General features: G+C 71.1%; 16 protein-coding genes. 8 read left to right on the top strand and 8 right to left on the bottom strand.

Annotated elements, in window-relative coordinates:
* Nucleotides 1-248: 248 nt before the first annotated feature.
* Entirely contained in the window at nucleotides 249-2,087 is a 1,839-nt protein-coding gene (locus UA75_RS33675; protein WP_075738582.1) for a PP2C family protein-serine/threonine phosphatase, read from the bottom strand.
* An 83-nt stretch (nucleotides 2,088-2,170) separates the two neighbouring features.
* On the opposite strand from UA75_RS33675, the gene UA75_RS02695 reads away from it, so the two are divergent.
* Nucleotides 2,171-4,003, top strand: coding sequence for an N-6 DNA methylase (locus UA75_RS02695; protein ID WP_075738580.1), 1,833 nt, complete (start codon nucleotides 2,171-2,173; stop codon nucleotides 4,001-4,003).
* 221 nt (nucleotides 4,004-4,224) lie between these two features.
* Nucleotides 4,225-5,130: a serine/threonine-protein kinase gene (locus UA75_RS02690; RefSeq protein WP_075738578.1), complete on the top strand. Its 906-nt coding sequence runs from the start codon at nucleotides 4,225-4,227 to the stop codon at nucleotides 5,128-5,130.
* Between the two features lie 274 nt (nucleotides 5,131-5,404).
* Here the strand turns inward: UA75_RS02690 and UA75_RS02685 are convergent, their stop codons facing one another.
* The gene (locus UA75_RS02685; protein WP_075738576.1) at nucleotides 5,405-6,112 is read right to left on the bottom strand and encodes an MBL fold metallo-hydrolase; all 708 of its coding nucleotides are present in this window, start codon (nucleotides 6,110-6,112) and stop codon (nucleotides 5,405-5,407) included.
* Between the two features lie 206 nt (nucleotides 6,113-6,318).
* Here UA75_RS02685 and UA75_RS02680 point away from each other — a divergent pair, with 206 nt between their 5' ends.
* A complete protein-coding gene (locus UA75_RS02680; protein ID WP_157433959.1) occupies nucleotides 6,319-6,615 on the top strand; it encodes a hypothetical protein in 297 nt (98 codons plus the stop codon).
* Nucleotides 6,616-6,725: 110 nt separating this feature from the next.
* Here UA75_RS02680 and UA75_RS02675 read toward each other — a convergent pair whose 3' ends face one another.
* The 5 genes from UA75_RS02675 to UA75_RS32460 all read right to left on the bottom strand — a co-directional run bounded on the left by UA75_RS02675 (nucleotide 6,726) and on the right by UA75_RS32460 (nucleotide 10,932).
* A complete protein-coding gene (locus UA75_RS02675; protein ID WP_157433958.1) occupies nucleotides 6,726-7,001 on the bottom strand; it encodes a hypothetical protein in 276 nt (91 codons plus the stop codon).
* A 217-nt stretch (nucleotides 7,002-7,218) separates the two neighbouring features.
* On the bottom strand, nucleotides 7,219-8,412 hold the full coding sequence (locus UA75_RS02670) for an ABC transporter permease (RefSeq protein ID WP_075738570.1): 1,194 nt from the start codon (nucleotides 8,410-8,412) through the stop codon (nucleotides 7,219-7,221).
* On the bottom strand, nucleotides 8,409-9,107 hold the full coding sequence (locus UA75_RS02665) for an ABC transporter ATP-binding protein (protein WP_075738568.1): 699 nt from the start codon (nucleotides 9,105-9,107) through the stop codon (nucleotides 8,409-8,411). Before UA75_RS02665 ends, UA75_RS02670 begins: the two co-directional genes overlap by 4 nt.
* The gene (locus tag UA75_RS32465) at nucleotides 9,104-10,435 is read right to left on the bottom strand and encodes a peptidoglycan-binding protein (RefSeq protein WP_157433957.1); all 1,332 of its coding nucleotides are present in this window, start codon (nucleotides 10,433-10,435) and stop codon (nucleotides 9,104-9,106) included. The genes UA75_RS02665 and UA75_RS32465 overlap by 4 nt, the downstream gene beginning before the upstream one ends.
* Entirely contained in the window at nucleotides 10,399-10,932 is a 534-nt protein-coding gene (locus UA75_RS32460) for a hypothetical protein (protein ID WP_075738566.1), read from the bottom strand. The genes UA75_RS32465 and UA75_RS32460 overlap by 37 nt, the downstream gene beginning before the upstream one ends.
* Before the next feature lie 227 nt (nucleotides 10,933-11,159).
* Between UA75_RS32460 and UA75_RS02650 the strand changes: the two genes are divergently transcribed.
* Together UA75_RS02650 and UA75_RS02645 are read left to right on the top strand one after the other, a co-directional pair.
* A complete protein-coding gene (locus UA75_RS02650) occupies nucleotides 11,160-11,834 on the top strand; it encodes a response regulator transcription factor (protein WP_075738564.1) in 675 nt (224 codons plus the stop codon).
* Between the two features lie 133 nt (nucleotides 11,835-11,967).
* Nucleotides 11,968-13,197 carry a sensor histidine kinase gene (locus UA75_RS02645; RefSeq protein ID WP_075738562.1) on the top strand — a complete coding sequence of 410 codons (1,230 nt, stop codon included), beginning with the start codon at nucleotides 11,968-11,970 and terminating at the stop codon, nucleotides 13,195-13,197.
* A gap of 128 nt (nucleotides 13,198-13,325) precedes the next feature.
* Here UA75_RS02645 and ddaH read toward each other — a convergent pair whose 3' ends face one another.
* Entirely contained in the window at nucleotides 13,326-14,237 is a 912-nt protein-coding gene (gene ddaH, locus UA75_RS02640; protein WP_083682875.1) for a dimethylargininase, read from the bottom strand.
* A 74-nt stretch (nucleotides 14,238-14,311) separates the two neighbouring features.
* Between ddaH and UA75_RS02635 the strand changes: the two genes are divergently transcribed.
* The 3 genes from UA75_RS02635 to UA75_RS02625 all read left to right on the top strand — a co-directional run bounded on the left by UA75_RS02635 (nucleotide 14,312) and on the right by UA75_RS02625 (nucleotide 18,148).
* Entirely contained in the window at nucleotides 14,312-14,794 is a 483-nt protein-coding gene (locus UA75_RS02635; RefSeq protein ID WP_075738560.1) for an Lrp/AsnC family transcriptional regulator, read from the top strand.
* A gap of 279 nt (nucleotides 14,795-15,073) precedes the next feature.
* Nucleotides 15,074-16,987 carry a 2-oxoacid:acceptor oxidoreductase subunit alpha gene (locus UA75_RS02630; RefSeq protein WP_075738558.1) on the top strand — a complete coding sequence of 638 codons (1,914 nt, stop codon included), beginning with the start codon at nucleotides 15,074-15,076 and terminating at the stop codon, nucleotides 16,985-16,987.
* Nucleotides 16,988-17,086: 99 nt separating this feature from the next.
* On the top strand, nucleotides 17,087-18,148 hold the full coding sequence (locus UA75_RS02625) for a 2-oxoacid:ferredoxin oxidoreductase subunit beta (RefSeq protein WP_075743333.1): 1,062 nt from the start codon (nucleotides 17,087-17,089) through the stop codon (nucleotides 18,146-18,148).
* The last annotated feature ends 39 nt before the right edge of the window (nucleotides 18,149-18,187 follow it).

The raw sequence follows: 18,187 nt of genomic DNA, 5'->3' as shown, positions 1-18,187 counted from the left end.
AGGCCGTGTACCAGCCGAGGCTGCGTCTGATTACAGGCTCCGGCCCAGTTCGGTTCCCAGCCTGTGCCCGTTGCAGCGCTGTGCCCGTTGCAGCGCTGTGCCGCAATTCAGCCTGTGCCCCATTACAGCGCTGTGCCCCGTCTCAGGGCCAACGGCAGGATTCACCGATCACAGCCGAAGTGGAAGACACGCCCGGCCGCCGAGCCCGGCGCCGAGTCCGAGGCCGTCGCCAGCCGGGTTCGGGTCGCTCAGTCGCCCAGGAAGCGGCGTATCCAGCGCGGCAGCCTGCGCGACCTCGTCCGTTCTTCCCCGGTGTTCTCCACGGAAGCCTGTCCACCGGGTCCCGAATCGCGGGGCCCGGAATCGCCGGGCCCAGGCCTGTCTGGCCCTCGCCCGTCGGGTCCTGCCCCGGGCGGCGGCGAGCCGTCGGGGCGGAGACCGGCGCCGCTCGATTCGCAGGCAGCGTCACCGGTCCCGAACCCGAGGTCCCGGTGTCCCACAGTCCGGAGCCTGCTGCCGTCCGACTCGGCGGGGACCGCCGACCAGCCGGAACCTGCTCCGGCAGACCCGCTGGCGGGGTGAGAGTCCGAGCCGGATTCACAGCCGGTGTCCGGGCCGAGCGCAGGGCGGGGGCCGCCGGCCCCGGCCTCGTATCCCGCCGCTGCGCTGCCTGCGGGCACCCTGGTGGCAGTGACGTCGGCGGCAGAGAGCTCGGCGGCAATGACCTCGGTAGCGGGGACCTCGGCGGCGGGGACCTCGGCGGTGGAGAAGCCGTCGACGGAACCGAAGACTGCTGAGCCGACGTCGATGCGGCCGCCGCTTTCCCCGGCTCGGCCGGGCAGATTGACTCGCCGCAGCGGTACGACAGCCGAAGAGTCGCCGTTCCCGTCTGCGCCGCCCCCTCCAGCGCCGCCCCCGCCGGTGCCGAACCCGCCTGCGCCGGACCCGCCGGTTGCGACATCGGTCGCGGCCCCGGCGGCTCTCGCGCCGAGCGCGGGGAACTCGGCGGTGTCGAGTCGGGATGCCGCGGCGCCGAGGACGAGGCTCCCCGGCTCGGCAGGGACGTCGCCGCCGGTCCGCAGCGCCACCTCTGCCTCCGCCTCCGCGCCCACGCCTGCGGTTCCCGCCACGCCACCGACGTCGGCCTTGCCGACCCCACTGCCGCCCCAGCTGCCGACCCCGCCGACCCCGCTGCCAGCCCCGCCGCCGACCCCACTGTCGCCCCAACTGCCGCCCGCGCTGCCGACCCCACTGCCGACATCGGGGCGGGCCTCCCACCCGGTCACCGCACCCCCACCGCCACCGGCGACTCCCCCGCCGACGCCGGGATCGGCATCGACCGGGACCACGTCCGCGACGAGGCAGGTGATGTTGTCCGGGCCGCCGCCCCGATTGGCCAGATCGATCAGTCTGGCGACCGCCTGCCGGGGATCGATGCTGCTCGACATCGTCTCGGCGATCACCCGGTCGGAGACGACGGCGGTCAGGCCGTCCGAACAGACCAGGAGGCGGTCTCCTGCCGATACCTCCTGGAAGAACAGGTCCGGCTCGGGTTCGGGACCACCGCTCTGCAACGCACGAACCACCATCGTCCGCCGGGGGTGTTCCTCGGCCTGCGCCTGCGTCAGCTGACCGGCGTCGATCAGGGACTGGACCAGGGTGTGGTCTCGAGTGATCCGCCGCAGCACACCACCTGACAGCAGGTAGGCACGGGAGTCGCCGATGTGCGCGACGCCGAGCCGCGAGCCGTCCCACAACAGTGCGGTCAGCGTCGTGCCCATGCCTGCCGTGTCGGGTCTCGCCTCGCCGATCGCCGTGAGCCTCGCGAAGGCGTCGGTCACTCCCTCGGCGAGCACGCGCAGCAGGTCCGAGTGACCCGGCCGCAGACCGTGCAGCCGCGTGTCGAGTTCGCGGATCGCGGCCACGACGACCGAGCAGGCGATCTCGCCGTGTGCGTGACCGCCCATTCCATCGGCGACGGCGAGCAGCCGAGGGCTGGCGTATGCCGAGTCCTGATTCACCGACCGGGTCCGCCCCGGATCGGAACCGCCCGCATAGCTGAGTCGCCCCAGAGAACCGTGCGTCATGAACCCAGTAGAACAGCTGTGGACACAGTTCACAAGCATTGACCTTGTGGGGTGTTCTCGCGCCGCGAACTAGGCTGGTCCTCGTGAACTCAGATGCCACGGTGAGCACCGGCGACATCGCACGGCTCGTCGGCATGGGTCGAGCAGCCGTGAGCAACTGGCGGCGGCGTCACGACGACTTCCCGCAACCGGTCGGCGGCACCGCCTCGAGCCCGTTGTTCCTCCTGCGGGAGGTCGAGTGCTGGCTGCGCCGCCATGGGAAGCCGGTCGCCGTGTCGTTGGGCGATCGGGTCTGGCAACACCTGCGGGCGAGAGCCGATGATCTTCGGCTCGGCGAGTCGGTGGCCGCCGCCGGTGCCTTACTCCTGCGGCTGCGCGACGGCGACGACCGGCAGAGCGAGCAGCTTCCCGGCGGGGCACTCGTCCAGCGAGCCGTCGACGCCGACTCCACTCGGCTGCTCGCCCAGTTGGCGGCCGCCGACGGGTTCCTCGGCGCGTTCGAGTTCCTGTGCACCCGTTACCAGCAGGCACATTCCCGCAGGCTGCTCGCGACCTCCGACGAGCTGTGCAGCCTGATCGCACGGTTGGTGCTCCCCGCCGACGGCACGGTACTGGACCCGGCCTGCGGCCTGGGCAATCTGCTCTATGCCGTCCCGGCAGGGCGGGCGCTGGGTCAGGAGATCGACGAGTCCTCAGCGGTCATCACGGCCGTGCGGCTGCGACTCCGGGACGTCGACGCGACGGTGCTCGCGGGGGATTCGCTGCGTCGCGACGAGATCGGCGCCCACCGGGCCGACACCATCGACGCCGTGGTCTGCGATCCGCCGTTCAACGACCGCGCCTGGGGATACGACGAGCTGACCGGCGATCCTCGCTGGGAGTATGGACTTCCCCCTCGTGGCGAGCCGGAACTCGCCTGGGTGCAGCACTGTCTGGCGCGCGTTCGACCGGGCGGGCTCGTCGCGATCCTGATGCCGCCCTCGGCGGCGAGTCGCAGGCCGGGCAGGCGGATTCGCGGCAACCTGCTGCGGGCGGGCGCGTTGCGGGCGGTGGTCAGTCTCGGCACCGGGATGTCGGATCTGTGGCTGTTGCGGCGGCCCGAGCCGACTGATCGCGCCCCCCAGCACCTCCTGCTGCTGGAGTCGGACGGCGACTTCGCCGGGATCGAGGCCGCCTGGGACCGAGTGCTGGCCGACGCACCCTCGGCGCACGATCCGATGGTGGCGATCATCGACCTGCTCGACGACGACGTCGACGTCAGCCCGGCTCGACATCGCGTGCGGGGAACCGCCGAGGTGGGCGCCGAGTTCCGGGCGGCGCTCGAGCGGTTTCGCTCGACGGCGGTCGAGCCGCCTGCGCTGGCGGTTCTCGACGAGCAACGTGTCCTGCCGATGACCACGGTCGGCGAGTTGGCTAAGGCGGGCTCGATCCTGGTGCAGACCGCGCCGCCTCGCATGGCGCTGAACGCCGGGGACGTCCCGGCGCTGACCAGCGAGGATCTGGTGACCGGGCAGACGCCGTCCGGGCTGACCCGCTCGATCAGCGGACTGGTGCCGGTGGAGCCCGGCGACGTGGTGACCGCGCCGACGGGGCCGGTGCGGGTGGTCGCCGACGGCGGTGCGGTGCTGGGTCCGCACCTCACGTCGTATCGAGTCGATCCCGACCGGCTCGATCCCGACTTCCTCGCGGGGTTCCTCCGGCACGCGGGCAGGCTCGCCACGTCCGGATCGAGTCGCCTGGACGCACGTCGAGTCCGGGTGCCGAGGCTGCCGCTGGCCGAGCAACAGGACTATGGTCGCGCATTCCGGGCGTTGGCCGATCTCGAAGACTCCCTACGGCAGACCGCCGAGTTGGGAGCGGCCCTGGTGCGTTCCGGCCTCGACGGCCTCGCCGACGGCCATCTGCGGCCAGGCTGATGTCAGAGTCTGTCTGTGGTCCCTCTGAAGTCGTAAGCGGGGATCGGCGTGGCTGAGCTGCCAGGCGACAGGAGGGAGCCATGGTGACCGACGACAACGCCGCAGATCGTCGCGCCTGCCCCGCGCAACTCCGAAAGCAGGGATCGAAGACAGGCTCTCCAGGCTTTCGAGGCGTGCGCAGATGGTGACGGTGTCGGATCGCGCGGTTCATGGGAGGGCGCATGCTCGTCGCCGACCGATATGAGCTGGAGGAGCTTCCGCTCGGCCGAGGTGGCATGGGCGCCGTATACGGCGCCCATGATCGACACCTCGACCGCCGAGTCGCCGTGAAGTTCCTGTATCTGCCCGGAGGACCGGACGAGGAGTCGGAGCAGCGCTTCATCCGAGAGGCACGCATCCTGGCGCGCCTGGAGCACGCGGGCGCGCCGATCCTCTTCGACTTCGGCATGTTCGACCAGCGACTCTTCCAGGTCATGCAGTTCATCGACGGTGTCACGATCGCGGATCTGGTCGCCGAGCACGGTCCGCTGCCGGTCGCGTGGGCCGCCTCGATCGGCGCTCAAGCCTGCGCGGTGCTCTCGGCGGCACATCTGCTGTCGATCTGTCATCGCGATCTCAAGCCGACGAACCTGATGCTCTGCCCAGATGGGAGCGTGACGGTCCTCGATTTCGGACTCGCGATGCTTCGGGAGTCCGATGCGGCACGATTCACCAGGGCCGGGCAGCTGCTCGGCACCCCCGCCTACATGGCGCCGGAGCAGATCCAGCGGGGCGTCGCCGGAGGGCACAGCGACCTCTACGCCCTGGGGTGCGTGCTGCACGAGATGCTCACGGGCAGGCAGCTCTTCACCGGTCCTACCGCATACGCGGTGTTCGAGCGGCAGGTGAAGGAGACTCCGCCGCCGGTGCCGGGGGTCCCCGCCGAGCTGAACCGGATCGTGCTGGATCTGCTGGAGAAGCAGCCCGAGGACCGGCCTGCCGATGCGAACGCCCTGTACGCGAGGCTGGCACCGTTCGCGGCGAGTCCCCCGATGCTGCCCGGTTTCCTCCGTCCACCATCGGCGCCCAGTCCCGGACGGATGTACGCCCGAGCGCTGGGCAAAGTCCTGGCCGACCCGCGGGTGTGATCTGGCGCCCGCCCGGCCCGTCCAGCGCGCAATATCGCGGAGGGGCGGGCCATCCGGTCAGGGCGGAACAACGTCGCGGGCGAAGGCTGCTCATGGGCGAGGTCCGGTCAGGCGGAAGGGACGTCGTCATCCCGTCTGGTGCACCGTCAGCCTCGGCGTCCCGCTGCCGGCTCGGGACGCAGGACACCGTCGTCGTAGTCGCCGTGGTTCTGGCGGGCCTTGCGGCGCACGCCTCGCACCCTCGCAGCCGCACGCCCTCGCGTCTCGCGCCGAGTCAGCCCTCGACCGTCGCCTCAGCCGCCGCCGTCCGAAGCCGGGCCGCTCCGCCGCTGGTGATCGGGTCGCCGTGGCCGACGAGGACCAGGTCGGCGTCGAGGGCGGCCAGCGTGTGCAACGAGTCGACGGCACGCGCTCGGTCGACGTTGAACACGCCGAGCATCGTCTGCCCGTTCACGTTCGCCACCGTGTCGCCGGTGAACAGCACGCGGTGCACGGGCAGATGGATCGCGATGCTGCCCTCGGTGTGGCCGGCGACGGCGATCACCGCCGCGCCGCCCGCGAAGTCGAGCAGCTGTCCGTCGGCGAGTTCCTGATCGACCCGCGCGGGCGGTGCGGCGGGGACGGCGGCTTCGACCCGGTCGTACAACGGACGTTCCCAGTCCAGCAGGTCCGGCGGCGGTCCGGCCTGCTCACCCCGGATCACCGGAGCATCGGCACCGTGCGCCAGGATCGTGACCCCGTCGTGCCAGGCCGCGATCTCGGCCGCCGAGCCGGTGTGGTCGGGGTGCCAGTGGGTCAGGATGACGCGGTCCAGTTCTTCGCTCCGCCTGCCGAGGTCGCGAATCGCCGAGGCGATGTCGGCGCCGGAGCCCGCGTGACCGGTGTCGATCAAGGTCAGCGAGTCCGGGTCGCTCCACAGGTAGGCCTGTCCGTGGTCGAAGACGAGCACATGCAGGCAAGGCAGCAGTTCCACGACCTTCATTGCTCCGACGCTAGCGGCCTCCCGGCGGCTCGGCCGTCCGGTTTCCCCCAGGGCACAGCCGAGGCACGCCGTGACCGGACGTGCCGGACCGACGACGTGGTGCGGCCGGGGAGATCGTGGACATCACCGAGTCGTGACCGGCACGGTCCGAGTTGACGGGGACCGATGGGAGAATCGCAGGTAAAGGATCGAGAGGTCACCGCACGATGACATCGAGGTTCGCAGTGGACACGTTTCGACGCAGGCGACAGATCCAGATCGGCGACGACCTCGTCGCCGTGGCCATCGTGGACGGCAGTCTCGTCTCCCGGTTCAGCGTGCTGCTGAACGGGCGCGAGCTGGTGAAGACCAAGTCCGCCCGGCTGATCACCGAGTTCGACGCCCGGTTATCCGACGAGAGTGCCGTCAACGTGTCGATCGAACAGAGTTGGACCCGATCCAACCGCGTCGCCGTACATCACGAGAACCGCCTGATCGAGGAGTTCGCGCTCGTGACGGACTGACCGGCCGCATCGCCGGGCCCGCCGCCACCCGGTCGGGGCCCGGCCTGACCGGATCGGGCCGATTCCGCCCCGGCGGCCCGCTCGCCGTCGACGTCCTTCGCAGGCCGCGATCACATCGATGCCGCCCCCGGCCGCCCGGCGGCCGCTGCCCGCTCGGCAGGCACACCAGCACCGCCCCGGCCTCGACGCCGCACGGCTCCGATCTCGTCGGCCGTCAGGAACCGCCTGCGCAGCTCGAACCCGTGCCGCAACTCGACATCGCCGTCACCGCGCGGCGGCTCGCCTCGGTCGCCCGGCCCACGAACCGCAGATTCGGCGGGACGATGCCGCAGGTCGTCCGACGGCAGGCACGGCGGCCCGGCCACGACGACAAGCAGGCCTACCACCCCGAACACCCGCCGAAGTACCCGGCTCCCGCGCCCGAGATGGCGACAGCAGGCGGAACCCGACCGGGGCCGGGACCGGAAGGCCGCCGTGCCGACGGCACGAGTACCTCCGCTCCCGGCCCCGTTCCCGGGCCCCCGACCTCCCCCGGGTCCGAACACCGATCCGGCGGCCCGCCGGGCCGAAGCCGCCGAGCCGGGCCGCCGAAGATCGGCGGGTCTAACCGCTCAGCGCCGTCGTCGGCGGCGTGCGCGCCGCGCGCACCGCCGGATACAGACCGGCCAGTCCGCCCAGCAGCACCGTCGCCGCGACACCGGCCGCGAGCACCTCCACCGGGACGACCATCGGCCACCCCTGCGACACCGCGAACGCCGTGGTCACCCCGACTCCGATGACGACCCCTGCCAGGCCCCCGAGCGCCGACAGGACGAGCGCCTCGGTCAGGAACTGGGCTCGGATGTGTCCACGAGTCGCCCCGAGCGCCCGCCGGAGTCCGATCTCCCGCCGTCGCTCCAACACCGAGATGATCATGGTGTTGGCGACCCCGATGCCGCCGACCAGCAGCGCCACCGAGCCGAGGCCGACGAGCAGGCCGGTGAAAGCCTGGTCCGCCGCATCGCGAGCGGCGAGGGCGTCGGACGGCCTGCTCACGGCCACGTCCTCCGGCGCGGCCGGATTCACCGTCGCGGGCAGCAGCTCACGAACCGCCTCGACGCCGTGATCGACGGACCGCTCGTACACGGTCGTCGGGCTGCCGTCGAAGTCGAAGAGCTCGGTGGCGACCGCTTCCCCGATCAGCGCCGCCGTGTCGAGCTCGGGGGCGAGCTCGACCGGCGCGAGGATGCCGATGACGGTGAAATAATGCCCGCCCAGCCAGACCTGGCTGCCGGGCTCGACGATCCCGAGCCGCTCGGCGGCGGTCGCACCGAGGACGACGGCAGAGAACTCGCCGGTCGCCTCGTTCAGCCAGGTACCGGCGGCTATCTCGGCGCCCGTCACCTCCAGCAGGCTCGGGTGCGCCGCGTTCACGATCATGCCGCCGGTGGCCGCCGGGTCGACCAGGTGATTGCGATAGACGTTGACGTCCTCGATCGCGGCCACCGAGCCGACCTGGTCGACCCCCTCGATCCGGCTGACCATCTCGACGGCCTCGGCGGGCAGGGTCGCATCCCGGTTGAACCCCTGCGTGTTCGGCGTGACGGTCAGCAGGTTCGTACCGAGCGCCGCCAACTGCGCGTCCAGCCGGGCCTGGCTGGAGGTCGAGATGCCGACCACCGCGATCATCGCCGCGATGCCGATCGCGATCCCGAGCGCGGACAGGATCGCCCGAGCAGGCCTGGACCGCACTCCGCTCGTGCCGAGCCGGAACACGTCGCCGCCCCGTAGCCGCGATCGTCCCCACCGCGCGGTCATGACGTCGGCCCGATCGGCATGGCAGCCGAATCGTCGACGAGTTCACCGTCACGAAGGCTGATGCGACGAGGCAGCATCGCGGCCAGTTCGACGTCGTGGGTGATCACGACCACCGTGGTGCCTGCGGCGTTGAGGTCGCGCAGGAGCTGGACCACCGTGGCGCCCGATGTCGTGTCGAGATTGCCGGTCGGCTCGTCGGCCAGCAGCAGCGGCGGGTCGCCGACGACGGCCCTGGCGACGGCCACCCGCTGCCGCTCACCGCCGGAGAGCTGGTTCGGACGGTGGTCGGCGCGGTGGCCGAGGCCCACTCGGTGCAGTGCCTCGAGCGCGCGCCGCCGCCGCACCCGCCGAGGCACTCCGGTGTAGAGCAGCCCGTCGGCGACGTTGTCGATCGCGGTGACGCCGTCGGCGAGGTGGAACTGCTGGAAGACGAAGCCGATCCGGTGGGCACGCAGGGCCGAGAGGGCGGAGTCCGACAACCGTGCGACGTCCTGTCCGTCGATGACGGCCGTGCCCTGGCTGGGCCGATCGAGCGTGCCGATCAGATTGAGCATGGTCGACTTCCCCGAGCCGCTGGGGCCGAGGATGGCGGTGAGCTCCCCCCGGTCGATGCGTAGAGACACCTCCTTCAGTGCTCGGACCGCCGGGCGTCCGTAGTCGCGGGAGACCCCGCGCAGTTCGATGATCGAGTTCACAGCGAAGGCACCACGACTTCCTGGCCTTCGGCCAGCCCGTCGCCGGAGATCTCGACACGACCGTCGACGAACATGCCGGTCTCGACGGTGATCAGGTCGATCGTGCCGTCCGCCTCCCGGACCTCCACCCCGAAGCCGCCACCGGGCTGCGCGAGCAGCGCGGCGACCGGGACGTGGATCACGTCCTCGCGGGTCTCGCTCGCGAACTCCACGGTCACGCTCGCCTGTTGCAGATCGGCCGCAGCCTCGGCGTCGTCCAGGGTGACCGTCACGGGCAGGCGCACGGCAGTCCCCGTCGGCCCCTCGGTCTCGGTGGGAACCCCCACCGAGGTGACGTAGCCGGACACGTCCTCGCCACCGGGCAGGCTCACGGTCACCGGCTTGTCGGGAACCGCGAGCGCCTGATGCCGCAGTTCCAGGTCGATCTTGACGATCTTGTCCAGTCCGGTGACCCCGAGGACCTCGACGCCGGGCCCCACCTGGTCGCCCACGGCAACGCCGAGAGAGCCGACCCGGACGTCACCCGAGGTGAAGACGATCCGACCCAGCTCGATCTCCCCCGTCTTCCGCAGTCCGTTCTCGCCCTGCCAGGCCTGAATCGCCGAGGCCGTCGGCCAGCCGAAGGTGTCGTCGGGCTCGCCGTCGAAGTGGCCCAGCGCGGCCAGGCTCTCCTCCAGCTGCCGCACGTCCGGCCCGTCGTCCATGCCGTAGGCGAACGGGCGCCAGGCGGGCAGCCGCCCGTGCAGCAGGAGGATCGGCTGGTTGTCGACGCGGAACGCGACGTCGCCGAGCCCCAGCTGCTGCCCGGGATCGGGCAGCTCGGTGACCGTCCCCGCCGTCGCGGCGCTGATGCCGCTGCCGCCGGAGTGCTCCAGGCTGCCCTGCGCGCGGGTGCTCCCCGTCAGATCGCCGCGCACGATCGTCTCGGTGACGACGTCGGCGCGCGGCGGTGCGGCGTCGGCGTCGTCCCCGGCCGCCTGGGCACGGTCGAAGGCGTACACACCGCCCGCACCGCCCGCGACGAGGAGCAGCGCGAGCGCCCCGACGACGATCCGACGCCGTGGCCGCCGACCGGCTCGCGTGTCCGCCGGTTCCGCAGCGGCTCGGGTACGACGCGACCGCCTCGCAGGCCGGTCCTTCGTCGACGGTTCCGTGGCAGGCGGGCTCCCCGAGCCGAGGTCGTCTCGGCGCGGCTCGTCCGGGCGCACCTCGGTGGAGTCCGCCCTGCCCGGCGACTCGCCCGGCCCGCGCGGCTCGTCGTTCTGCTCGTCGTTCATGCCCGCCGCCCGCGTCAGGAGCCTGCGCCGGTGGACATGCCGATGCCGCACTCGCTCAGCACCTCGTCCGGCGCGTCGGCGGGAATCTCCATCGCGGTGTCCGGCTGCGGGTCGGCGATGTCGAATCCGTTCTCGCGCAGGCATGCGGCCGTCTCGAGCTGCTGCTCGAGACGCTCCTCCGGCGTCCGGCCGTCGTCGACCATCGGCGGGTCGCCGAGTTCCTCCCGGCAGATCTCGCTGGCCGCCATCCAGGCGTCGGTGTCCACGGACTCGAGTTCGATGCTGAGCGACCCGGCGTCCCCCTCGGGGTCGGGCATGTCGATGCCGTTGTCCCGCATGCAGCTCGCGTGGCTGAGCTGCCATTCCATGAAGTCCTCGTCCGTCGCGGCCTCGGAGTCGCCGCCCGTGGGCCCCGAGGAGGACTCGGAAGACCCCGAGGACGCCGCGTCGTCCTCCTCCGCCGTGCCGCCGCAGGCCCCCAGCAGCAGGACGGCTAGTGGGAGGGCGAGCAGGGCGCTCCTGGTCGTCCACCGGTTCTTGATGCGCATCCTCAGACTCCTTCACGTCGCGACACTCGAGGGGTGGGCAGGCACTCGCCTGCCGTGGTGTCGCCGACGTGCACAGTTCAGCGCCGCGCATGTTGTGAGATCGTCTGTACCTGCGCTTACCTTTTCCATAAACGCCGGATGCTGTACTCGGTCCGAGCCCGCCCACCGGGCACGAGTGCGAACCGGCAGCTGCCAGCCGCGCCTCGACGACGAGAACAGGAGATCCGATGCGCGTGCTCATCGTCGAGGACGAGGTGTACCTCGCCGAGGCCATCGCCACCCGGCTGCGGAGAGAGGCGATCGCCTCGGACACCGTGCACGACGGCGACAGCGCCCTCGCCGCCCTCGAGGTGGACGACTACGACGTGGTGGTCCTCGACCGGGACATCCCCGGCACCCATGGCGACGACGTCTGTCGCCGGATCGCCCGCTCGGACTGGGACTGCCGGGTGCTCATGCTCACGGCCGCCCGCAGGCTCCACGAGAAGGTCGCAGGCTTCGAGATCGGTGCCGACGACTACCTCGCCAAGCCCTTCGACTTCCCCGAGCTCGTAGCGCGGCTTCGGTCGCTCAACCGCCGGACCGGCCGGGCGGACCCGCCGATGCTGGAGTTGGCGGGCGTCCGGCTCGACCCGTTCCGCCGCGAGGTCTACCGGGACGGCAGGCTGGTACGCCTGAGTCGCAAGGAGTTCGCCGTCCTGGAGATCCTGCTGTCGGCGCGGGGCGGCGTGGTCAGCGCGGAGACGCTGTTGGAGAAGGCCTGGGATCGCAACGCGGACCCGTTCACCAACGCCATCCGGGTCACCATCTCCACGTTGCGCAAGCGACTCGGCACCCCCTGGGTGATCCATACCGTGTCCGGTGTCGGCTACCGCGTCGAGGAGCCGGCCCGCCGTGCGTGAGCGGACGGCGGCGGCGGACGACCAGCCGAGTTCGAAGACGAGTCGGCACCCGGGCAGGGGACGGAGGAGACCACCTGACCCGAGTCGCGGAGCCGACTCGACGCACTCGGCCTCCCGACGATTCCGGCTCACCGTGCGAGCCAGGCTGACCCTCACCTACACCGGCCTGCTGCTGTTCATCGGCGCGACGATGGTCACGCTCATCAACGTCTTCATGCGGTATGTGCCGACCTACGCGATCAGTACGCCGCAGCGGGTCGATGATCCCGCCAGCGGTCCCAGCGGTCCCACCGGTCCCACCGGTCCCACGGGGTTGGACCCGAACGCGGCAGGGTCCGCACAACCCTGGAATGACTCGACCGAGGTCGCCATCGTCGACGTGACCAGATCCTCGCCACTCACCCTCCGTGATCGCGATGACGTGCTCGACACGCTCTTCGTGGTCTCGATCGCCGTCCTGCTGGTCATCGGCGTGGTGGGTGCGTGGGTCGGCTGGCTCGTCGCGGGTCGGATGCTGCGACCGCTCCAGCAGCTCAACGCGGCGGCGCAGCGCGCAGGGACCGGCTCGCTCGACCACCGGGTGGCACTGCGCGGCCCGGACGACGAGTTCAAGGACCTCTCCGACACCTTCGACACCATGCTGGAACGGCTGGACCGGTCGTTCCGGGCACACCAGCGCTTCGCCGCCGACGCCTCGCACGAGTTGCGCACCCCGCTGGCCACCAGCAAGGCGATGCTCGACGTCGCCGCCGACAGCCTCGACGACCAGGACGTCCCCACGCTCATCGCCCGGCTGCAGGCCACCAATCGACGCAGCATCGAGACGGTGGAGGCGCTTCTCGACCTGTCCGAGATCGGCCGGGGCCCGCTGTCGACGGGACCGGTCGACCTCGCCGACGTGGCGACCGAGGCCCTGCCCGAGGTTCGTCAGGAGGCGGCCGAGGTGGACATCACGCTCACCACGCACGTCGAGAAGGCGCCTGCGTGCGGCGACGCGGTCCTGCTCCGGCAGCTCGCCATGAACCTGCTGCAGAACGCGCTGCGCCACAACCACCGAGGCGGCTCGGTCGCCGTCACCTGCGGGCCTGCCCCCCGCGAGCGGGGTGGCGCCGTGCTGACGGTGTCGAACAGCGGCGAGGTCGTGCCGCCCGAGACGCTCGCGCTGCTCACCGAGCCCTTCTTCCGGGGCGCGGGGCGGTCCGCCGACCGCAACGGCAGGCAGGGCCACGGGCTGGGCCTCACCCTCATCGCAGCCATCGTCGAAGCCCACGACGGGACGCTGAAGCTGACCGCCGAGCAGGTGGGCGGTCTCACCGCCACCGCGTGGATTCCAGATGCCGAGGCGAACGGGACGCCAGGCTGAGGTCGCGGGCCGCCCCCGTGCACCTCAGCCCGGCTCACGACCGGTTTGCGCACCTGCCGGGCAGCCGAGACTCGTCGGGCGGCCACCCCGCCCCGGTCAGGCGCCGGTCGCCCCGCCGTCGGACCCGATCAGGCCCGCAGTTCCATCGTGCAGCACTTCGGGCCGCCCCCGGACTTGCGCAGCTCGCTGACGTCGACGAACACCGGTTCGAATCCTCGGGCGGCGACCTGGTCGGCCAGGCCGGTCGCCTCCAGAGGCAGCACGACGTGCCTGCCGTCGGAGACGGCGTTGAGCCCGAGGCAGGCCGCGTCCTGTTCGGTGGCGAGGACGGCGTCCGGGAAGAGCCTGGCGAGCACCCGCCTGCTGCCCGGTGAGAAGGCGTCGGGGAGGTAGGCCACCAACGGCGATCGGCCCGGCCCGCCCTCGGCCAGCACGAAGAGTGCGACGTCGAGGTGGTAGTAGCGCGGGTCGACGAGCCGCAGCGACACGACCGGGACTCCCAGGACCTCCTGGGCCTCGCCGTGTGCGGCCGGGTCGGTGCGGAATCCCGTCCCGGCGAGCAGCACTGAACCGGTCCAGGTGAAGTCGCCCTCCGCCTCGTTCGTGCAGGCGGGCATGACCACGTCCCGGAAGCCGTTCTCCCCGAACCATCGGCGGTAGTGCTCCGCCTCGGCGGCCCGCTCCGGCGCGCGGAACCGAGCGCCGAGGACCCGCCCGTCCACCACGGTGCCCGAGTTCGCCGCGAACACCATGTCCGGCAGGCCGGGCTCCGGGGTGATCACCTCCACCGTGTGGCCGAGTCGCTCGTAGGTGCGGCGCAGCTCCTGCCACTGGCGCATCGCCTCGGCCCGGTCCACCACCACCCCGAGGTTCATCCACGGGTTGATCGCATAGGCGACCTCGAAGTACTCCGGCGGGCACATCAGGTACCGCCGGGCACGCGGCAGTCTCGGCTCGTCGGGTGCCGCAGGCACCGGGAGCACCGTGAGACCGCTCCGCTGGTCGAGGGAGCCGAGACCACGCACATCCGCCACCGTCATGGATCGAAATGTAAATCCTCGAAGACGCACGAACAACGCCGCACTATTGCGTCTTCATAGGCAGAATGTTTCGTATGGACAAGACTGACCATCGAATCATTTCGTGCATGGTGGCCGACGCCCGCTCCAGCTTCGCCGACATCGGCGCCCGAGTGGGTCTGTCGGCCCCCGCGGTGAAACGACGGGTGGACCGGCTGCTCGACCTCGGCGTGCTGCGCGGCTTCACGGCCGTGGTCGATCCCGAGGCACTCGGCTGGGGCACCGAGGCGTTCGTCGAGGTCTACTGCCACGGCAATGTCGCGCCCGGTCAGATCAGGGTGGGGCTGGAACCGTTGGCCGAGGTGGTCGGGGCCTACACCGTCTCCGGCGCGGCCGATGCGATCGTGCACCTGCGCGCGGCCAGCATCCAGCATCTCGAGACGGCGCTGGAGCGGCTGCGGGCCGTCGACTTCATCGACCGCACCGTCTCCACGGTGGTGCTGTCCAAACTGTTGGAACGGCCTGCGATGCCGGAGGGCGCCACGGGCGCACGGCAGGAGGGACGACCGGCGCGATAAGCCCCGAATGATCCAAGCGTTCGGCCATGAACCGTCGGTACGCTGGGTGGCGAGAGACGAGCATGCACCGGCGAGACCGGGCAGGAGTCTTCAAGGGGGAGCCGCGACGACCTGAGCCTGCCGGCCCGATCCCGCGTCGAGTGCCGCCTTCTACGCTCCAGCCTGTCCCGGCAGCGCCGTCACACGTCTGTCGGACCGCCTGCGGGCCGGACACCCAGTTCGCCATGCCCTCCCCGCCCGACCACGCCGTTGTCCCCGACAGCCGTGAGGAATCGAGCCATGACGGTGACCGATCACGACGACACAGGCCACGCCGGCCCCGGAACGGGATCGGCCGTCCGCCCGGCGGGCAGACGGCTCGATCGCGTCGTCATCCGCTTCGCGGGTGACTCCGGCGACGGAATGCAGCTCACCGGCGACCGCTTCACCTCAGAGGCCGCCGCGTTCGGCAACGACCTCGCGACACTGCCGAACTTCCCGGCCGAGATTCGGGCCCCAGCCGGGACGCTGCCCGGCGTGTCGAGCTTCCAGCTCCACTTCGCCGACTACGACATCCTCACCCCCGGTGACCGTCCCGACGTACTCGTCGCGATGAACCCCGCCGCCCTGAAGGCCAACATCGCTGACCTGCCCAAGGGCGGCATCCTGATCGTCAACACCGACGAGTTCACCAAGCGCAACCTCACCAAGGTCGCCTACGCGCAGAATCCGCTGGAGGACGGCTCACTCGCCGAGTTCCAGGTGCACGAGGTGGCCATGGCGACGCTCACCAGGACCGCGTTGACGGAGCTGGGCGTGTCGAAGAAGGACGCGGAGCGGTCGAAGAACATGTTCGCCCTCGGCCTGCTGTCGTGGATGTACAACCGGCCGACCGAGGGCACGGAACGCTTCCTGCGCGAGAAGTTCGGACGCCGACCGGACATCGCCGAGGCCAACGTCGTGGCGTTCCGCACCGGCTGGAACTACGGCGAGACCACCGAGGCCTTCGCCGTCACCTACGAGGTCGCACCCGCCAAGCTGGCCCCCGGCACTTATCGCCAGATCACCGGCAACGCCGCGCTGGCCTACGGCATCGTCGCGGCGGGCAGGCTCGCCGAACTGCCGGTGTTCCTGGGCACCTACCCGATCACGCCTGCCTCCGACATCCTGCACGAGTTGAGCAGGCACAAGAACTTCGACGTCACGACGTTCCAGGCCGAGGACGAGATCGCGGGCATCGGCGCGGCACTCGGGGCGGCCTACGGCGGGGCGCTGGGCGTGACGTCCACCTCCGGCCCCGGCATCGCGCTCAAGGCCGAGACGGTGGGGCTGGCGGTGATGACCGAGCTGCCGCTGCTGATCTGCGACATCCAGCGCGGCGGCCCGTCGACCGGGCTGCCGACGAAGACCGAACAGGCCGACCTGTTGCAGGCCATGTTCGGCCGCAACGGCGAGGCACCCGTCCCGGTGCTCGCCCCCGCCTCCCCTGCCGACTGTTTCGCGGTCACGCTCGACGCGGTGCGGATCGCTCTCACCTACCGGACGCCGGTGCTGCTGCTCTCGGACGGCTACATCGCCAACGGCTCGGAGCCCTGGCTGGTCCCCGAGGTGGACGACCTGCCCGACCTCCGAGTGGCCTTCGCTACGGAGCCCAACGCGCCGGACGGCTCCGGGGAGTTCTGGCCCTACCTGCGCGATCCGGAGACGCTGGCCCGTCCGTGGGCGGTGCCGGGCACCTCGGGATTACAGCATCGGATCGGCGGCCTGGAGAAGTCCGACGGCCGGGGAGACATCTCCTACTCCCCCGACAACCACGACCGCATGGTCCGGCTGCGCCAGGCCAAGATCGACGGCATCACCGTGCCGGATCTGACGGTGGACGACCCGGACGGACAGGCTCGCGTGCTCGTCCTCGGCTGGGGCTCCACCTTCGGCCCGATCGGCGCGGCCTGCCGTCGAGTGCGGGCGGCCGGGATGTCGATCGCGTCGGCGCACCTGCGTCATCTCAATCCCATGCCGGGCAATCTCGGTACGGTACTGGCCGCCTACGACCGGGTGATCATCCCCGAGATGAACCTCGGTCAGCTCGCGATGCTGATCCGGGCACGTCACCTGATCGACGTCGTCAGCCACACGAAGGTGGCGGGGCTGCCCTTCAAGGCCGAGGAGTTGCAGAACGTGTTGACCGGTGTCATCCGGCAGGTCGACGCATGACGCGCGACCGTGCAGGCGGACCCGGCCACCGTCCGCTTCGACGAGAGCCCGACCTCACGACCCGACTTCGCGCCGGGCACCTGCTTTCGAGGAGGACAGATGACGGCTGTTGACCTGGGGCTGCCGCTGATCGGTGGCACCGAGGGCGTCCCGCGAACCGACGAGAAGCAGACCGCGAAGGGCTTCACCTCCGACCAGGAGGTGCGCTGGTGCCCCGGCTGCGGCGACTACGCCGTGCTGGCCGCCGTGCGCTCCTTCCTGCCCGAACTGGGGCTGCGGCAGGAGAACATCGTCTTCGTGTCGGGGATCGGCTGCTCCTCGCGATTCCCGTACTACCTGAACACCTACGGGATGCACTCCATCCACGGCCGGGCGCCCGCCATCGCGACCGGGCTGGCCACCTCGCGGCCGGACCTGTCGGTCTGGGTGGTGACCGGCGACGGCGACGCGCTCTCCATCGGCGGCAACCATCTCGTGCACACGCTGCGCCGCAATGTGAATCTGAAGATCCTCTTGTTCAACAACCGCATCTACGGACTGACCAAGGGCCAGTACTCGCCGACGTCGGAGGTCGGCAAGGTCACCAAGTCGACCCCCGCAGGCTCGGTGGACACCCCGTTCAACCCGGTGTCGCTGGCCCTCGGCGCGGAGGCGACCTTCGTGGCCAGGGCGCTCGACTCGGATCGCCGACAGCTCACCGAGGTCCTGCGCGCGGCGGCCGAGCACCGGGGCACCGCACTGGTCGAGATCTACCAGAACTGCCCGATCTTCAACGACGGCGCATTCGACGTGCTCAAGGAGCCGGGCGAACGGGAGCGGCGGATCATCCCGCTGCGGCACGGCGAGCCGATCGTCTTCGGCGCCGACGGCGAGTACGGGGTGGTGGCCGACGGCTTCGAACTGCGGGTGGTCAAGACCTCGGAGGTGGACCGCGCGGCGCTGGTGGTCCATGACGTGACCCGCTCCGACCCCGGATACGCGTTCGCGCTGTCCCGGCTGGGCGGCCAGGATCTGGACCCGACGGTCACCGGCGTCTTCCGTGCGGTGTCCCGGCCGACCTACGACGATCAGGCCAGAGCCCAGGTCGCCGAGGCCGCCGCGAAGACACCGGACCTCGCCGCGCTGCTACACGGCCGGGAGACCTGGACGGTCGTGGGCTGAGTCGAGGCCCCGGTGCGACGCGGGGCCGGTCTCGGCGGG

The organism is Actinoalloteichus sp. GBA129-24 (genome assembly GCF_001941645.1).
Lineage (GTDB): Bacteria > Actinomycetota > Actinomycetes > Mycobacteriales > Pseudonocardiaceae > Actinoalloteichus_A > Actinoalloteichus_A fjordicus.
This window is presented reverse-complemented; position numbering and strand designations above follow the sequence as displayed.

Excerpts from the sequence above, each read along its gene's own strand:
- UA75_RS33675 (WP_075738582.1), bottom strand. The coding sequence starts at position 2,087 with ATGACGCACGGTTCTCTGGGGCGACTCAGCTATGCGGGCGGTTCCGAT.
- UA75_RS02690 (WP_075738578.1), top strand. The coding sequence starts at position 4,225 with ATGCTCGTCGCCGACCGATATGAGCTGGAGGAGCTTCCGCTCGGCCGA.
- UA75_RS02685 (WP_075738576.1), bottom strand. The coding sequence starts at position 6,112 with ATGAAGGTCGTGGAACTGCTGCCTTGCCTGCATGTGCTCGTCTTCGAC.
- UA75_RS02680 (WP_157433959.1), top strand. The coding sequence starts at position 6,319 with ATGACATCGAGGTTCGCAGTGGACACGTTTCGACGCAGGCGACAGATC.
- UA75_RS02670 (WP_075738570.1), bottom strand. The coding sequence starts at position 8,412 with ATGACCGCGCGGTGGGGACGATCGCGGCTACGGGGCGGCGACGTGTTC.
- UA75_RS32460 (WP_075738566.1), bottom strand. The coding sequence starts at position 10,932 with ATGCGCATCAAGAACCGGTGGACGACCAGGAGCGCCCTGCTCGCCCTC.
- UA75_RS02650 (WP_075738564.1), top strand. The coding sequence starts at position 11,160 with ATGCGCGTGCTCATCGTCGAGGACGAGGTGTACCTCGCCGAGGCCATC.
- ddaH (WP_083682875.1), bottom strand. The coding sequence starts at position 14,237 with ATGACGGTGGCGGATGTGCGTGGTCTCGGCTCCCTCGACCAGCGGAGC.
- UA75_RS02635 (WP_075738560.1), top strand. The coding sequence starts at position 14,312 with ATGGACAAGACTGACCATCGAATCATTTCGTGCATGGTGGCCGACGCC.
- UA75_RS02630 (WP_075738558.1), top strand. The coding sequence starts at position 15,074 with ATGACGGTGACCGATCACGACGACACAGGCCACGCCGGCCCCGGAACG.
- UA75_RS02625 (WP_075743333.1), top strand. The coding sequence starts at position 17,087 with ATGACGGCTGTTGACCTGGGGCTGCCGCTGATCGGTGGCACCGAGGGC.